At 73.4% G+C, this 15,018-nt stretch carries 11 protein-coding genes; all 11 read left to right on the top strand.

Annotated elements, in window-relative coordinates; translation table 11 throughout:
• Positions 1-22 precede the first annotated feature (22 nt).
• The 11 genes from ACY0MR_RS23990 (at position 23) to ACY0MR_RS23940 (ending at position 15,014) form a co-directional block, all read left to right on the top strand.
• Complete coding sequence (locus ACY0MR_RS23990; RefSeq protein WP_392863570.1) at positions 23-1,366, top strand: ABC transporter substrate-binding protein; 1,344 nt, start codon at positions 23-25, stop codon at positions 1,364-1,366.
• 19 nt (positions 1,367-1,385) lie between these two features.
• Positions 1,386-2,345, top strand: a complete 960-nt coding sequence (locus tag ACY0MR_RS23985; RefSeq protein ID WP_392043079.1) for a carbohydrate ABC transporter permease — start codon at positions 1,386-1,388, stop codon at positions 2,343-2,345.
• 3 nt (positions 2,346-2,348) lie between these two features.
• Positions 2,349-3,245 (top strand): carbohydrate ABC transporter permease, encoded by an 897-nt coding sequence (locus ACY0MR_RS23980; RefSeq protein ID WP_388798711.1) that lies wholly within the window; start codon positions 2,349-2,351, stop codon positions 3,243-3,245.
• Between the two features lie 8 nt (positions 3,246-3,253).
• Entirely contained in the window at positions 3,254-4,519 is a 1,266-nt protein-coding gene (locus ACY0MR_RS23975; protein WP_388798708.1) for a 6-phospho-beta-glucosidase, read from the top strand.
• Complete coding sequence (locus ACY0MR_RS23970) at positions 4,510-5,499, top strand: N-acetylglucosamine kinase (RefSeq protein ID WP_361859654.1); 990 nt, start codon at positions 4,510-4,512, stop codon at positions 5,497-5,499. The genes ACY0MR_RS23975 and ACY0MR_RS23970 overlap by 10 nt, the downstream gene beginning before the upstream one ends.
• A 282-nt stretch (positions 5,500-5,781) precedes the next feature.
• Entirely contained in the window at positions 5,782-7,242 is a 1,461-nt protein-coding gene (locus ACY0MR_RS23965) for a hypothetical protein (RefSeq protein WP_388798705.1), read from the top strand.
• 11 nt (positions 7,243-7,253) lie between these two features.
• The gene (locus ACY0MR_RS23960) at positions 7,254-8,291 is read left to right on the top strand and encodes a glutamate ABC transporter substrate-binding protein (RefSeq protein ID WP_473555262.1); all 1,038 of its coding nucleotides are present in this window, start codon (positions 7,254-7,256) and stop codon (positions 8,289-8,291) included.
• A gap of 52 nt (positions 8,292-8,343) precedes the next feature.
• A complete protein-coding gene (locus ACY0MR_RS23955; RefSeq protein WP_473555259.1) occupies positions 8,344-9,621 on the top strand; it encodes a coiled-coil domain-containing protein in 1,278 nt (425 codons plus the stop codon).
• A gap of 62 nt (positions 9,622-9,683) precedes the next feature.
• Positions 9,684-12,203: a serine/threonine-protein kinase gene (locus ACY0MR_RS23950; RefSeq protein WP_473555258.1), complete on the top strand. Its 2,520-nt coding sequence runs from the start codon at positions 9,684-9,686 to the stop codon at positions 12,201-12,203.
• A gap of 2 nt (positions 12,204-12,205) precedes the next feature.
• The gene (locus ACY0MR_RS23945; protein ID WP_404082535.1) at positions 12,206-13,618 is read left to right on the top strand and encodes a PP2C family protein-serine/threonine phosphatase; all 1,413 of its coding nucleotides are present in this window, start codon (positions 12,206-12,208) and stop codon (positions 13,616-13,618) included.
• Positions 13,619-13,679: 61 nt separating this feature from the next.
• Positions 13,680-15,014: a vWA domain-containing protein gene (locus ACY0MR_RS23940; protein WP_388798694.1), complete on the top strand. Its 1,335-nt coding sequence runs from the start codon at positions 13,680-13,682 to the stop codon at positions 15,012-15,014.
• Positions 15,015-15,018: the final 4 nt, after the last annotated feature.

The following is a 15,018-nucleotide window of genomic DNA, read 5'->3' as shown; positions in this document are numbered from 1 at the left end:
TCCGCCACAGGGAGACTCCGTCATGCCCGCACGTCCGCGCAGAGCAGCCGCAGCGCTCGCCGCCACCGCCTCGATAGCCCTCTTCGCCTCGGCCTGTACGGGCTCCGCGAACAACGCGGCCTCCGACGACCCCAAGGCCGAGACGACCATCACCTTCTGGCACGGCTGGTCGGCGCCCGCCGAGGTCAAGGCGATCCAGGACAACATCGACCGCTTCACCAAGGCCCACCCGAACATCAAGGTCAAGGTCGTCGGGAACATCAACGACGACAAGCTCAGCCAGGCCCTGCGCGCGGGCGGCTCCAACGGACCGGACGTGGCCGCTTCCTTCACCACGTCCAACGTCGGCAAGTTCTGCCACTCCGGCGCCCTGGCGGACCTCAAGCCCTTCCTGGAGAAGGACAAGGTCGACCTCGACAAGACCTTCTCGAAGGTCCTCCAGAACTACACCCAGTTCGAGGGCAGGCGCTGCTCCCTGCCGCTGCTCTCCGACGCGTACGGCCTCTACTACAACAAGGACGCCTTCCGGAAGGCCGGCCTCGACCCCGAGGCCCCGCCGAAGACCTGGTCCCAGTTCGCCGAGGTCGCCAAGAAGCTCACCAAGGCCAAGGGCGACGGCTACGAGCAGCTCGGCTTCATGCCGAACTACCTCGGCTACGAGACCGTCCCCAGCCACTACATGTCGCAGTGGAACCACCGGTACTTCGACGAGGACGGCAAGTCGCTCCTCGGCAAGGACCCCGGCTTCGCCGAGATGCTCACCTACCAGAAGTCGCTGGTCGACGGCCTGGGCGGATTCGCGAAGCTGGACAGGTACCGCACCACCTTCGGAGACGAGTGGGGCGCCAAGCACCCCTTCCACACCGGTCAGGTCGCCATGCAGCTGGACGGCGAATGGCGGCTCAACTTCATCAAGGACGCCGGCGTGACCTTCGACGTCGGCGTGGCGCCGCTGCCCGTCGCCGACGACGAGGCGGCCGAGTACGGCAAGGGCTACCTCTCCGGCACGATCATCGGCATCGCCCCGCAGAGCAAGAAGCAGAACGCGGCCTGGGAGCTCGTCAAGTACATGACGATGGACACCGAGGCCGTGGTGAACTTCGCCAACGACATCGGCAACGTCCCCTCCACCCTGGAGGCCCTCAAGTCGCCGGACCTGAAGTTCGACGCCCGCTTCAAGACCTTCCTCGACATCGCCCGCCACCCCGCGTCCACCACCTCGGACGGCGCGGTCAACGGCAGCACGTACCAGGACACCTTCCAGGACTTCGCCCAGAAGTACGAGAAGGGCCAGGTCCCGGACCTGAAGAAGGGCCTCGCGGACACCGCCGCCCAGATCGACCGCGACATCGCCCAGGCGAAGTAAGACCCGGGGCCGGTATCTCATGTCCGACACCCTCGCCGGGCGTCAGGCGGCGCTGCGGTCGAAGCGCGTGCGCAACGCGCTTCGCACCGCGGCGTTCATGTCGCCCTGGCTGATCGGCTTCAGCGTCTTCTTCGCGTACCCGCTCGTCTCCACCGTCTACTTCTCCTTCATGCGGTACGACGGGCTCAACCCGCCGACCTGGCGCGGCCTGGAGAACTGGGACTACGTCTTCTCCGACCTGCCGAAGTTCTGGCCGGCGATGCAGAACACCCTCTGGCTCGCGGTGGTCATGGTCGCCTGCCGGGTCGTCTTCGGCCTCGGCATCGGCCTGCTCATCACCAGGATCAAGACCGGCGCGGGGGTCTTCCGCACCCTGTTCTACCTGCCCTACCTGGCCCCTCCGGTGGCCGCGACGCTGGCCTTCGTCTTCCTGCTCAACCCGGGCACGGGGCCGGTCAACTCGCTCCTGGAGGGCATCGGGATCCCCGCCCCCTCCTGGTTCAACGACACCGCGTGGGCCAAGCCGGCCCTGACCGTCCTCGCCGTGTGGGGCGTCGGGGACCTCATGGTCATCTTCATGGCCGCGCTGCTCGACGTGCCGAAGGAGCAGTACGAGGCGGCGGAGCTGGACGGGGCCTCGGCCTGGCAGCGCTTCCGCTACGTCACCCTGCCGAACATCTCGCCGATCATCCTCTTCGCCGTGGTCACCGGGATCATCGGCGCGATGCAGTACTACACCCAGCCGATCGTGGCCGCGAAGGTCGCCTCGGGGGTGATGGGCGGCTCGGGCCAGACCTTCGAACCGGGCTACCCCGACGACTCCACGCTCACGCTGCCGCAGCTCGTCTACAACCTCGGCTTCGGCCGCTTCGACTACGGCGCGGCCAGCGTCGTGGCCCTCGTCCTGTTCGCCCTCTCCATGGCCTTCACGGCGCTGCTCATGCGCCGGCGGGGCGGCCTGATCGGCTCGGGTGACTGATCCATGACCTCCACGACCACCCTCGACCGGCCCGTCCGCCGGACGACCGCCGGCGCGGCCGAGAAGACGGCCCGCCGCAAGGCGCTCCTGCACTGGATCGCCGTGCACTCCCTCGGGATCGCCGCGGCCCTGTTCTTCGTGCTGCCGTTCGTCTTCGTCTTCCTGACGTCCCTGATGAGCGACCAGCAGGCCCTCACCCGCGACCTCACGCCGAACAGCTGGCACTGGGACAACTACGTCCGGGTCCTCCGGACCCCGGGCTTCCTGGACTGGTGGAGGAACTCGCTGCTGTACGCCGGACTCGGCACCGTCCTCGTGGTGGTGTCCTCGGTCCCGGTGGCGTACGCCCTCGCCAAGTTCCGCTTCCGCGGCCGGCACCTGTCGCTGCTGCTCGTCATCTCGATGATGATGCTGCCGCCGCAGGTGGTCATCATCCCGATGTACCTGTTCTGGGCCAAGCAGATGGACCTGTCCGGCACGCTCTGGCCGCTGATCGTCCCCATGGCGTTCGGCGACGCCTTCGCGATCTTCCTGCTGCGCCAGTTCCTGCTGACCATCCCGAACGAGTACATCGAGGCCGCCAGGATCGACGGGTGCGGCGAACTGCGCACCCTGCTCAAGGTCGTGCTTCCGATGGCGAAGCCCGGCATCGCCGCCGTGGCCCTGTTCCAGTTCTTCTACTGCTGGAACGACTACTTCGGACCCCAGATCTACACCTCCGAGAACCCGGCGGCCTACACGCTGAGTTACGGCCTGGAGTCCTTCAAGGGCGCGCACCACACCGACTGGAATCTGACCATGGCCGCGACCGTCCTGGTCATGGCCCCTGTGATCCTCGTCTTCTTCTTCGCCCAGAAGGCGTTCGTCGAGGGAGTCACACTGACCGGAGTGAAGGGCTGACTCACACCATGAAGCTCACTGTCGTAGGGGGCGGTTCCACCTACACCCCCGAACTGATCGACGGATTCGCACGACTGCGCGACACCCTGCCCCTCACCGAACTCGTCCTCGTCGACCCGGCGGCCGACCGGCTCGACCTGGTCGGCGGCCTGGCCCGGCGGATCTTCGCCCGGCAGGAGCACCCGGGGACGATCACCACCACCTCCGACCTCGACGCCGGGGTCGAGGGCGCCGACGCCGTCCTGCTCCAGCTGCGGGTCGGCGGGCAGGCCGCCCGCGAGCAGGACGAGACCTGGCCGCTGGAGTGCGGCTGCGTCGGGCAGGAGACCACCGGCGCCGGCGGTCTCGCCAAGGCGCTGCGCACGGTCCCGGTCGTCCTGGACATCGCCGAGCGGGTCCGGCGCACCAACCCGGACGCCTGGATCATCGACTTCACCAACCCCGTCGGCATCGTCACGCGCGCGCTGCTCCAGGCCGGCCACAAGGCCGTCGGCCTGTGCAACGTGGCCATCGGCTTCCAGCGGAAGTTCGCCGCCCTGCTCGGCGTCGCCGCGGCCGAGGTCCACCTGGACCACGTCGGGCTCAACCACCTCACCTGGGAGCGGGCCGTACGCCTCGGCGGCCCCGAGGGCGAGAACGTGCTGCCCCGGCTGCTCGCCGAGCACGGCGACGCGATCGCCGACGACCTGCGGCTGCCGCGTCCGGTCCTGGACCGGCTCGGCGTCGTCCCCTCGTACTACCTGCGGTACTTCTACGCGCACGACGAGGTCGTCCGGGAGCTCGGCACCAAGCCCTCGCGGGCCGCCGAGGTCGCCGCGATGGAGAAGGAGCTCCTGGACCTGTACGGGGACCCGGCGCTCGACGAGAAGCCGGCCCTGCTCGCCAGGCGGGGCGGCGCCTTCTACTCGGAGGCGGCCGTGGACCTGGCCGCCGGCCTGCTGGGCGGCGGCGGTTCGCCGTACCAGGTGGTCAACACGTACAACAACGGCACGCTGCCGTTCCTGCCGGACGACGCCGTCATCGAGACGCAGGCCGCGATCGGCGCGCAGGGCGCCGTGCCGCTGCCGGTCGCGCCGGTGGACCCGCTGTACGCCGGTCTCGTCGCGAACGTCACGGCCTACGAGGACCTGGCGCTCGAAGCGGCGCTGCGCGGCGGCCGGGACCGGGTGTTCAAGGCCCTGCTCGCGCACCCGCTGGTGGGTCAGTACGCCTCCGCCGAAGGGCTCACCGACCGGCTGATCGCGCACAACCGGGAGCACCTCGCGTGGGCGTGAACCTGGACGGCGTCCTCCTCGCGATCGACGCGGGGAACAGCAAGACCGACGCCGCGGTCCTCGCCCAGGACGGCACCGTCCTCGGCGCGGCGCGCGGCGGCGGGTTCCAACCGCCGGTGGTGGGGGTGGAGACGGCCGTCGACACCCTGGCGGAGATCGTCGGGCGCGCGTGGACGGAGGCCGGCGGAGCCGGGTCCTCCCCCGCGTTCGCCCATGTCGCGGCCTGTCTCGCCAACGCGGACCTGCCCGTGGAGGAGACCGCCCTCCGGGCCGAGCTCCTCCGCAGGGGCTGGAGCCGGTCGGCGCGGGTGCACAACGACACCTTCGCGATCCTGCGGGCCGGGATCGACGAGCCGCGCGGGGTCGCGGTGGTCTGCGGGGCGGGCATCAACTGCGTCGGCATGACCCCGGACGGGCGGACCGCCCGCTTCCCGGCGATCGGGAAGATCTCCGGGGACTGGGGCGGCGGCAGCGGCATGGCCGAGGAGGCGCTCTGGTTCGCGGCGCGCGCCGAGGACGGGCGCGGGGAGCCCTCCGAGCTGGCCCGCGCGCTGCCGGCGCACTTCGGCCTGGAGACGATGTACGCGCTGATAGAGGCGCTGCACCTGGGGCACGTGCCCTTCGAGCGGCGGCACGAGCTCACCCCGGTCCTGTTCCGGGTGAGCGCGGACGGCGACCCGGTCGCGCTGTCCCTGGTGCACCGGCTCGCCGAGGAGGTCGTGGCGCTGTCGGCGGTCGCCCTGGGGCGGCTCGGCCTCCTGGAGGAGGAGACGCCGGTGATGCTGGGCGGCAGCGTGCTCGCCGCGCGGCATCCGCAGCTGGAGTCGAGGATCCGCGCGCTCCTCGCCGAGCGGGCACCGAAGGCGGTCATCGGCTTCGTGACCGCCCCGCCGGTCCTCGGGGCGGGGCTGCTGGCCCTGGACGAGGTCGCGGCGGGCCCGGTGGCCGCGGCCCGGCTGCGGGAGCACTACGGGGCCTGAGGCGCCGACGGGTGCGGTCGCGGGGCGTCCCCTCCACCGGAGGGGGCGCCCCGCCGGCATGTTCACCTGTTCGAGCGATGCCCGGAACGGAACCGATCACGGCCGGGCGACGTATCCAGAGTGAGGGGGTTCGCCCCGCGATGCGAGGGGGTTCGCCCGCGGATGTGCCGGGGGCATACGGCACGATAAGAACAAGATCCAGTCAATCCCGGTGTGCGGACGGCCCCCTGCGGCCATACTGCAGGCCGGACCGGCCGATGTCGGCGACCAGGGGGAGGTCACGTGACACACCCGCCGAACGCACCCGCCGCACCGGCGGGCAGCGCGGCGCAGGCGCCCGCGCGCCCGGCCGGCGTGCCCGCGCAGCCGTCGCCCGCGCCGGGTGCCGCCCCGCCCGCGGGGCGGAGCGCCTGGTCCGTGGGACGGGAGCGGCTGCGGGTCGCCACGACGACCGAGCCCGGCCGGCTGCAGATCCTCGGAGCCGTCCTGGCGCTGCTCGTCGTCGCGTTCGGCGCCGTCACCGCCCTGCAGGTCGACGACCGGACCACCGCCGCCGACGACGTCGTGAGCCGCAGCCAGCCGCTGTCCGCCGACGCCGCCGCGATCTACCGCTCCCTCGCGGACGCGGACACCACCGCGGCGAGCGGCTTCCTGGCGGGCACCCTGGAACCGGCCGCGTCCCGCGCGCGGTACGACCGGGACATCGCCACCGCCGCGCGGCTGCTGGTCAAGGCCGCGGCGAGCACCGACGGTTCGGGCGCCTCGGCCCGCGAGATCGCCACGCTCAACGAGCAGCTCCCGCGCTACACGGGCCTGATCGAGCGGGCCCGCGCGGCCAACCGGCAGGGCCTGCCGCTGGGCGGGGCCTATCTGCGGTACGCGAGCCAGCAGATGACCAGCACGCTGCTGCCCGCCGCCGAGCGGCTGTACGAGGCCGAGACCGTACGGCTCCGGGAGGACGACGAGTCGGCCCGCACCTGGCCGCTGCTCGCCCTGGGCGTCGGCCTGCTGACCCTCGCCGTCCTGGTCTGGGCCCAGCGCCGCACCTACGCGCGGACGAACCGGGTCTTCAACCACGGACTGCTCGCGGCGACCGCGGCGACGGTGGCCGTGCTGCTCTGGCTGCTCGCGGCGCACACCGTCGCCCGGGCCGGGCTCGACACCGCGCGGGCGCAGGGCCAGGAGTCCCTCCAGGCGCTCAACACGGCCCGGATCGGCTCGCTCACCGCCCGCGCCAACGAGAACCTGACCCTGGTCGCCCGGGGCGCCGTCCTCACCGAGGACGGCAAGAACGACAAGTACGAGGCCGCGTACACGTCGAGCATGGACACCCTGACGTCCGCGCTCGCCACGGCGCGGGAGCACGCGGACGACGACGCCGGCCGCGGCCCCGTCGACGAGGCTGCCTCCCGCACGGCCGAGTGGAAGGAGCGCCACCGGGACGCCCGCGCCAAGGACGAGGCGGGCGACTTCGAGGGCGCCCTCGAACGGACCGTCGGTTTCGGGGAGTCGGGGTCGGCGGAGCAGGCGGAGCAGGCGGAGAAGTCGACGGGGCGGTCCTTCGACCAGGTCGACGCCGCCCTGGACCGCGCCCTCGCGCACGAGCAGGCCGAGTTCACCCGCGCCGCCGGGGACGCGAGGGACGCCCTGACCGCGCTGCCGCTCGGCGCCGCGGTCCTCGGGATACTGGGCGCGGCGGGTGCCGTGCTCGGCATCAACCGCAGACTGTCGGAGTACCGGTGAGAGGGGGCGGGATGCCGAACGGCACGTACCCGCTGGTGCGGCGGACGGCGCAGCGCTTCCGGGGCTGGGGCGGGGTGGCCGCGATGGCCGTGGCCTGCGGGCTCACCGCCTCGCTCACCCTGCTCCCGCTGGCCCACGACGGCGCCGACGCGGCGGCCGCCCCCGGCGCCGGGGGGCCGGGACCCGGCATCGGCACCGGGGTGCAGATCAAGGCGGACACCTGCGACCGGCCCTGGGCCTCCCTGCCCCCCTCGACGGCGGACGGACCGGCGATCGAGGCGATCAGGAAGCGCGGGAAGCTCGTCGTCGGCGTCGACCAGTCCAGCTACCGCTGGGGCTACCGCAATCCGGAGACGCGCGCGCTCGAAGGCTTCGACATCGACCTGGCGCGGGCCGTCGCCGAGGACCTGCTGGGCAGTGGGGACGCCGTCATCTTCCGGGCGATCCCCACGAACCAGCGGATCGCCGCCCTGGACAGCGGCAAGGTCGACCTCGTCGTGCGCACCATGACGATCAACTGCAAGCGGATCCAGCAGGTCGCCTTCTCCACCGCCTACTTCCAGGCCGGCCAGCAGGTCCTGGCGCCCAAGCTCGCCACCGACATCACCGGCTACGACACCTCGCTGAAGGGCAAGCGGGTCTGCACCGCCGAGGGCTCCACGGCCTACGAGGCCCTGGAGGAGAAGTCGTTCGGCGCCCTCTTCAAGGACGAGGGCGACGGCACCAAGGACGACAAGGACCTGCTGACCGTGCCCAACCAGCTGGACTGCCTGGCCAGGCTCCAGATGGGCGAGGTCGACGCGGTCGTCACCGACAACGCGCTGGCGGCCGGCCAGGCCGCCCAGGACCCGGCGGTCGAGCTCAAGGGCAGACCGTTCACCACCGAGTTCTACGGCGTGGCCGCCAAGCTCGGCAACGACGACCTGGTCCGCCGGGTCAACCAGGTCCTCGTCGGCTACCGCAAGGGGCCCTGGCAGCAGGCGTACCGCACCTGGCTGGAGAAGGACCTGCCCGGGATCACCGGACCGCCGGCCCCGCTGTACAAGTAGCGCCGGGCACCCCGTACGACCAGCCCCGTACACGGAGAGGAAGAGGTGATCGATGGGCGTCACGGGACCCCCTGGGCCGGTGATGGACCGGGACGAGGCGGACCGTGCGCTGGCGCGCCTCGGAGCCGAGCACAAGGCCGTCGAGGACTCGCTCCTCGCACTCCAGGACCACGCGGGCCGCAGGCTGCTCGAAGGGGCGGAGCTCACCGGCACCACCCGGGACCGCTGGGCGGCCACCGAGCGGACCATCACGCTGCTCTGGACCTGCTTCGACGTGTACACCGGGGCCCTCCGGGAGGCCCGCGAGGTGCGCGCCCGGCGGCGCTGGCCCGGCCGTGACGAGCTGGTGGAGCTGACCGACCGGCTGCGCGGGGAGAGCGTGCACGTCGCGGGCGGGACCGGCGAACAGGGGCTGCTCACCGAGCGGTTCACCCTGGAGGGCCTGGTCCGCCGGATGAACGAGCTGTACGCCTCCTCGCTCGACGTGGTGGTGACCGCCGACGCGGTCTGGTCCGCGCTGCCCGCCCGGATAGACCTCCTCGCCGCCGAGCTCGGCCGGACGCGCTCGCTCGCGCACTCGGTCGGGGTGCGGCCCGGGGAGCACCCGGCCGGGGACGAGCTGGAGGACATCACCACCGAGCTGGGCGCGCTGCGCTCCCAGGTCGTCACCGATCCGCTGGCGTTCTGGCGTCCGGCGACGGGGAGTTCGGCGCCCGGCGGAGGGCGTCCGGACACCGAGCGGTACGACCGGGCGGCGCTGGCCCTGGAGGACATCCGGCGGGAGATCGAGGCCGTGCTCGCGGTCCGGCAGGACTCCGAGGACCGGCTGCTCCGGCTGCGGGACGTGCTGTCCCGGGCGGACCGCACGCTCGCCGAGGCGCGGGCCGCGCGCGGCGAGGTCCTGGCGAAGATCGCGGCCTCCGAGGTGCCGGCGGTCAGCGGGCCTCCGACGGCGCTCCAGGAGCGGCTGGTGGCCGCCGCCGAGTACCGCAGGCACGCCCAGTGGCACCGGCTCTCCCCGCTCCTGGAGTCCCTGGAGCGGGACGCTGAGGACGAACTGCTGCGGGCCCGCGAGTCGCTGACCGCGGTCACGGCCCCGCTCGCGGTCCGGGCCGAGCTGCGCGGCAGGCTCGACGCGTACAAGGCGAAGGTGGCGCGGCTCGGCGCGGCGGAGGACCCGCTGCTGGTGGAGCGGTACGACGCGGCCCGCCGGATGCTGTGGAGCGCGCCCTGCGACCTGCGGGTCGCGGAGCAGGCGGTGCTGCGCTACCAGCAGGCGGCGGCGGACGTACTGTCCGGCCCGAGGGACGCGGAAGGACGGCAGTGGTGAGCGGCGGGGAGACGGGTGTGGGGAGCTGTCAGCGTCCTTCGTGCGAGGGGTCGTACGAGGACATGGGAGGCGGCGAGCTGTACTGCGACACCTGCGGCCTGGCCCCGGTGGTCGCGGCCGGCGGGCTGATCGGCTCGACGCCCACGGGGGTGGCCGTGCCGGGCCGGAACCCGGGCGGGGGCGGTGGCGCCGTCGGGGGGCCGGACTCGGCGTCCTCGCGGAGCAGTTCGCGGGCGTCGTCGCGGGCCTCGTCCCGCTCGTCGACCTCCCGCCGTTCGGTCTCCGGGCGGCTCTCGCGCTCGCTGTCCGGGGCCTCCGCGTCGCGTTCGGTGTCGGTGCGCAGCTCCGGCACCTCGACCGGCCAGTCCGCCCGGAACCGGCTGGGCGCCGGTCTGGTGTCGATCCCGGAGGTGCCGCGGCCGGACCCGCGGGCCGCGGTCATGGAGAACCCCGAGGTCCCCGAGCGGAAGCGTTTCTGCTCCCGCGCGGACTGCGGTGCGCCCGTGGGCCGTTCGCGGGGCGAGCGACCCGGCCGCACGGAGGGCTTCTGCACCAAGTGCGGGCACCCGTACTCCTTCGTACCGAAGCTGCGCGGCGGGGACATCGTCCACGGCCAGTACGAGGTCGCGGGCTGCCTCGCGCACGGCGGCCTCGGCTGGATCTACCTCGCCGTCGACCGGGCCGTCTCCGACCGCTGGGTCGTCCTCAAGGGCCTCCTCGACACCGGCGACCAGGACGCGATGGCCGCCGCGATCTCCGAGCGCCGCTTCCTCGCCGAGATCGAGCACTCCAACATCGTCCGCATCTACAACTTCGTCGAGCACCTCGACCAGCGCACCGGCTCCCTGGACGGCTACATCGTCATGGAGTACGTCGGCGGCAAGTCGCTCAAGGAGATCGCCAACGAGCGCCGGACCCCCGACGGCCGCCGCGACCCGCTGCCGGTCGAGCAGGCCTGCGCGTACGGGATCGAGGCCCTGGAGGCGCTCGGCCACCTGCACAGCCGCAACCTGCTGTACTGCGACTTCAAGGTGGACAACGCCATCCAGTCCGAGGACCAGCTGAAGCTCATCGACATGGGCGCGGTCCGACGGATGGACGACGACGAGTCCGCGATCTACGGCACGGTCGGCTACCAGGCGCCGGAGGTGGCCGAGGTCGGGCCGTCGGTGGCGAGCGACCTGTACACGGTGGCGCGCACCCTCGCGGTGATGACCTTCGACTTCCAGGGCTACACGAACGTCTTCGTGGACTCGCTGCCCGACCCGGGCAACATCCCGGTCTTCCGGACGTACGAGTCGTTCTACCGCTTCCTGGTCCGGGCCACCGACCCGGACCCGGCGCGGCGGTTCTCCTCCGCGCAGGAGATGGCGGAGCAGCTGACGGGCGTGCTGCGGGAGGTCGTGGCCCTCCAGTCGGGGCGGCCGCGGCCCGCGCTGTCGACGCTGTTCGGCACGGAGGTGCGGGTCACGGACACGGCCCTGTTCGCCGAGCAGACGGACGACGTGTCGCTGCTCGGCGCGCGGCGGGGCCGCAGGCAGCCGGTGGCGCCGGCGCCCGCCGCCGCACCGGGGGCCGCGGCCGGAGCCGTCCCGCCGGGCGGGCCGCGGGGCACGGGTCCCTCCGCTCCCGCCGGTCCCGGGCTCGGGGCCCTGCTCGCGCCGCTCGACACGCCCGCCGTCGCACTCGCCCTGCCCGTGCCCCGGGTCGACACGGGCGACCCCAACGCCGGTTTCCTCGCGGGTCTCGCCGCCGCCGCGCCCGGTGAACTGCTCGCCGCGCTGCACGCCGCGCCCGCCCCCTCCGCCGAGCTGCGGCTGCGGACCCTGCGGGCCGAGCTGGAGCTGGGCGACCTGCCGGGCGCCGCACGGACCCTGGCCGGTCTGGAGGAACGCGACCCGGACGACTGGCGGGTCGTCTGGTACCGGGGGGTGGCCTCCCTGGTGACCGGCGATCACGAGCACGCGGCGCTCTCCTTCGACGCGGTCTACGACGCCTTCCCGGGCGAGCCCTCGCCGAAGCTGGCCCTCGGGATCTGCGCCGAGGTGCTGGGCCAGCTGGACAACGCCGCCGAGTACTACCACCTGGTGTGGACGACGGACCCGAGCTTCGTCAGCGCGGCCTTCGGTCTGGCACGGGTGCAGCTCGCGGCCGGGGACCGGGCCGGGGCCGTAGGGACCCTGGAGTCCGTGCCGGAGGCCTCGATCCACTACACCCCGGCCCGGGTCGCGGCCGTGCGGGCGCGGCTGCGGCGGCGTCCGGCGGGGGATCCGCTCGCCGCCGACCTGACGGCGGCCGCGGCCCAGGTCTCGGCGCTCCAGGGCTTCGGTCTGGACGCCGTGCGTCGCGAGCAGTTGTCGACGGAGGTCCTCGGCACCGCCCTCGACTGGGTACTCTCCGGTAGTCCCGGTGCGGAACCGGGCGGCGGCGCGCTGCTGCTCGGAAGTGAACTGGACGAGCGCGGACTGCGCTTCGGCCTCGAACGCTCGTACCGGGTGCTGGCCCGGCTCGCCCAGCGGGGCGAGGAGAGGATCGAACTGGTGGAGCGGGCCAACCGCTTCCGCCCCCGGACGTGGGTGTGAGGATGTCCCAGAAGCCGAAGCCGTCGCACGGCCTCACCGTCTGCCCGGACTGCGCGGAGCCCCTGGAGTCGGGTGACCGGTTCTGCGGGGCGTGCGGCCACGACCTGGCGGCCGTGCCGGCCGCCGGGGTCGAGCCGGACCGCCCGACCGTGGCCATCGTCACCCCCGTGGCCTGGCCGGACGCCCCGTCCCGCGACCCCGGTTCGCTGTCGACCGCCACCCAGCACCCCGGCGACCTGCCGGGCACCGACTCGGGCGGCAGGGACCTGCCGACGATGGAGGTCCGCACGGACGGGCCGGTGCCCCCGGCCGCCGGACCCGCCGGCCGGACCGCGGCGGGCGGCGGCGACTTCGAGCTGGCCGCGCCCGACCCGCGGACGGCGGTACGGGCCGACCCGGCTCCGGCGGCCGCGGCCGCCCCCGCACCGCAGGCGGAAGCGGTGTCCGGACCGCCCGCCGGGGATCCGGCACCGGCCGCCGCCGCACCCGGCTCCGCCCTGTGCGTGGCCTGCCGGGCCGGGCGGGTCGACACCGACGGCTACTGCGAGAACTGCGGCCACGCGCAGCCCCGCGAGCGCGACCACATGGAGCGGGAGCTCGGCGGCGTCGCCGCCGTCTCCGACCGCGGGCTGCGCCACCACCGCAACGAGGACGCGTTCGCCGTGTCGGCGACCACGCTCCCCGACGGCTCCCCCGCCACGCTCGCGATCGTGTGCGACGGCGTGTCCTCGGCCACCCGGCCCGACGAGGCCTCCGCCGCGGCGGCGGAGGCGGCCGGCGCCTCCCTACTCGCCGCGCTGCCCCGGGGGACCCACCCGCAGCAGGCGATGCACGAGGCGATCGTGGCCGCCGCCGAGGCCGTGAACTCCCTCGCGGAGGAGCCGGGCGAGGACGGCGCCGAGCACGACCCGCAGCGCCACCGCAACGCCCCGGCCTGCACCATCGTGGGGTCCGTCGTCGCCGACGGCCTGCTCGTCGTCGGCTGGGTCGGCGACAGCCGGGTCTACTGGGTGCCGGACGACCGGGCCACCCCGGCGGCCCGGCTCACCGAGGACGACTCCTGGGCCGCGCAGATGGTCGCGGCCGGCCTGATGAACGAGGCGGAGGCCTACGCGGACGAGCGTGCCCACGCGATCACCGGCTGGCTCGGCGCCGACGCCTACGAACTGGAGCCGCACACGGCCGCGTTCAAGCCGGACCGGTCCGGCGTGGTGGTCGTCTGCACGGACGGCCTGTGGAACTACGCGGAGGGGGCCGAGGACATGGCCCGGGTCGTCCCGGCCGACGCCTCCGACCGGCCGCTGCACAGCGCCCAGGTCCTCGTCGGCCACGCCCTGGACGGCGGCGGCCACGACAACATCACGGTCGCGCTGGTGCCGTTCACCGCCGTCCCCCCGGGGGCAGGACCGGCCTGAGCGGCCTCCGGTGCCCCGTCCCTCCGTCGTCCGACCGTCGTTGCCCGAGGAGCCGTAACGAATGGCCAACTTCTCCAAGTCGACCGTGCCGCAGTTCTCGGTGGACGTCTACCAGAACGAGTTCCTGCCCGAGGGCGGCCGGGACGTCAGCGCGATCGTCACGGTCACCTCGACCGGCGGCGGCACCACCGGCCGGCAGCCGCTCACCCCGGCGGCCGGCAGCGCCGCCGGTGTCGTGATCATGGTCGACTGCTCCGGCTCGATGGACTACCCCGCCACCAAGATGCGCGGGGCCCGCGAGGCGACCGCCGCCGCCGTCGACACCCTGCACGACGGCACGTCCTTCGCCGTGGTCGCGGGCACCCACCTGGCGAAGGAGGTCTACCCGGGGAACGGCCGCCTCGCCGTCGCCGACGCCCGGACCCGGGCCGAGGCCAAGGAGGCCCTGCGCCGGCTCAGCGCGGGCGGCGGCACGGCGATCGGCACCTGGCTGCGGCTCGCCGACCGGCTGCTCTCCTCGGCCGACCACCTCACGATCCGGCACGGCATCCTGCTCACCGACGGCCGCAACGAGCACGAGTCGCCGGAGGAGCTGCGGGCCGCCCTCGACGCCTGCGCCGGCCGCTTCACCTGCGACGCGCGTGGGGTGGGCACCGACTGGGAGGTCAAGGAGGTCACCGGGATCGCCTCCGCGCTCCTCGGCTCGGCCGACATCGTCGCCGACCCGGCCGGCCTCGCCGCCGACTTCACCGCGATGATGGAGCAGACGATGGGCAAGGGCGTGGCCGACGTCACGCTGCGCCTGTGGACCCCGGTCGGGGTGGAGATCGCCTACGTGAAGCAGGTGGCCCCGACGGTCGAGGACCTGACCGCGCGGCGTACGGAGGCCGGGCCGCGTGCCGGGGACTACCCGACGGGCTCCTGGGGCGACGAGTCCCGCGACTACCACGTGAGCGTGCGGGTCCCGCAGGCCGCGATCGGGCAGGAGATGCTCGCGGCCCGGGTCTCGCTGCTCGCGCCGGACCCGCTGGGCGGCGACCCGAGGCCACTGTCCCAGGGACTGGTACGGGCGGTGTGGACCGACGACCTGGCGATGTCGACCTCGATCAACCCCCAGGTCGCGCACTACACGGGCCAGGCGGAGCTCGCGGACGTCATCCAGCAGGGGCTGGATGCCCGCAAATCGGGCGATCACGACGGCGCGACGGCGAAACTGGGCCGCGCCGTGCAGCTCGCGGCGGCCTCCGGCAACGCGGATACGGCGAAACTGCTTTCGAAGGTGGTCGACGTGGTCGACGCGGCGACCGGTACTGTGCGTTTGAAGGCGAAGGTCGCGGAAGCGGACGAGATGACACTCGAGACCCGCTCCACCAAGACCGTTCGCGTCAAGAGGTAGCCCG

It is taken from the genome of Streptomyces sp. JN8, from assembly GCF_055808075.1.
The sequence above is the reverse complement of the archived record's forward strand: the minus strand, read 5'-3'. Positions and strand labels throughout refer to the sequence as shown.

Excerpts from the sequence above, each read along its gene's own strand:
- ACY0MR_RS23990 (WP_392863570.1), top strand. The coding sequence starts at position 23 with ATGCCCGCACGTCCGCGCAGAGCAGCCGCAGCGCTCGCCGCCACCGCC.
- ACY0MR_RS23985 (WP_392043079.1), top strand. The coding sequence starts at position 1,386 with ATGTCCGACACCCTCGCCGGGCGTCAGGCGGCGCTGCGGTCGAAGCGC.
- ACY0MR_RS23980 (WP_388798711.1), top strand. The coding sequence starts at position 2,349 with ATGACCTCCACGACCACCCTCGACCGGCCCGTCCGCCGGACGACCGCC.
- ACY0MR_RS23975 (WP_388798708.1), top strand. The coding sequence starts at position 3,254 with ATGAAGCTCACTGTCGTAGGGGGCGGTTCCACCTACACCCCCGAACTG.
- ACY0MR_RS23960 (WP_473555262.1), top strand. The coding sequence starts at position 7,254 with ATGCCGAACGGCACGTACCCGCTGGTGCGGCGGACGGCGCAGCGCTTC.
- ACY0MR_RS23955 (WP_473555259.1), top strand. The coding sequence starts at position 8,344 with ATGGGCGTCACGGGACCCCCTGGGCCGGTGATGGACCGGGACGAGGCG.
- ACY0MR_RS23950 (WP_473555258.1), top strand. The coding sequence starts at position 9,684 with ATGGGAGGCGGCGAGCTGTACTGCGACACCTGCGGCCTGGCCCCGGTG.
- ACY0MR_RS23945 (WP_404082535.1), top strand. The coding sequence starts at position 12,206 with ATGTCCCAGAAGCCGAAGCCGTCGCACGGCCTCACCGTCTGCCCGGAC.
- ACY0MR_RS23940 (WP_388798694.1), top strand. The coding sequence starts at position 13,680 with ATGGCCAACTTCTCCAAGTCGACCGTGCCGCAGTTCTCGGTGGACGTC.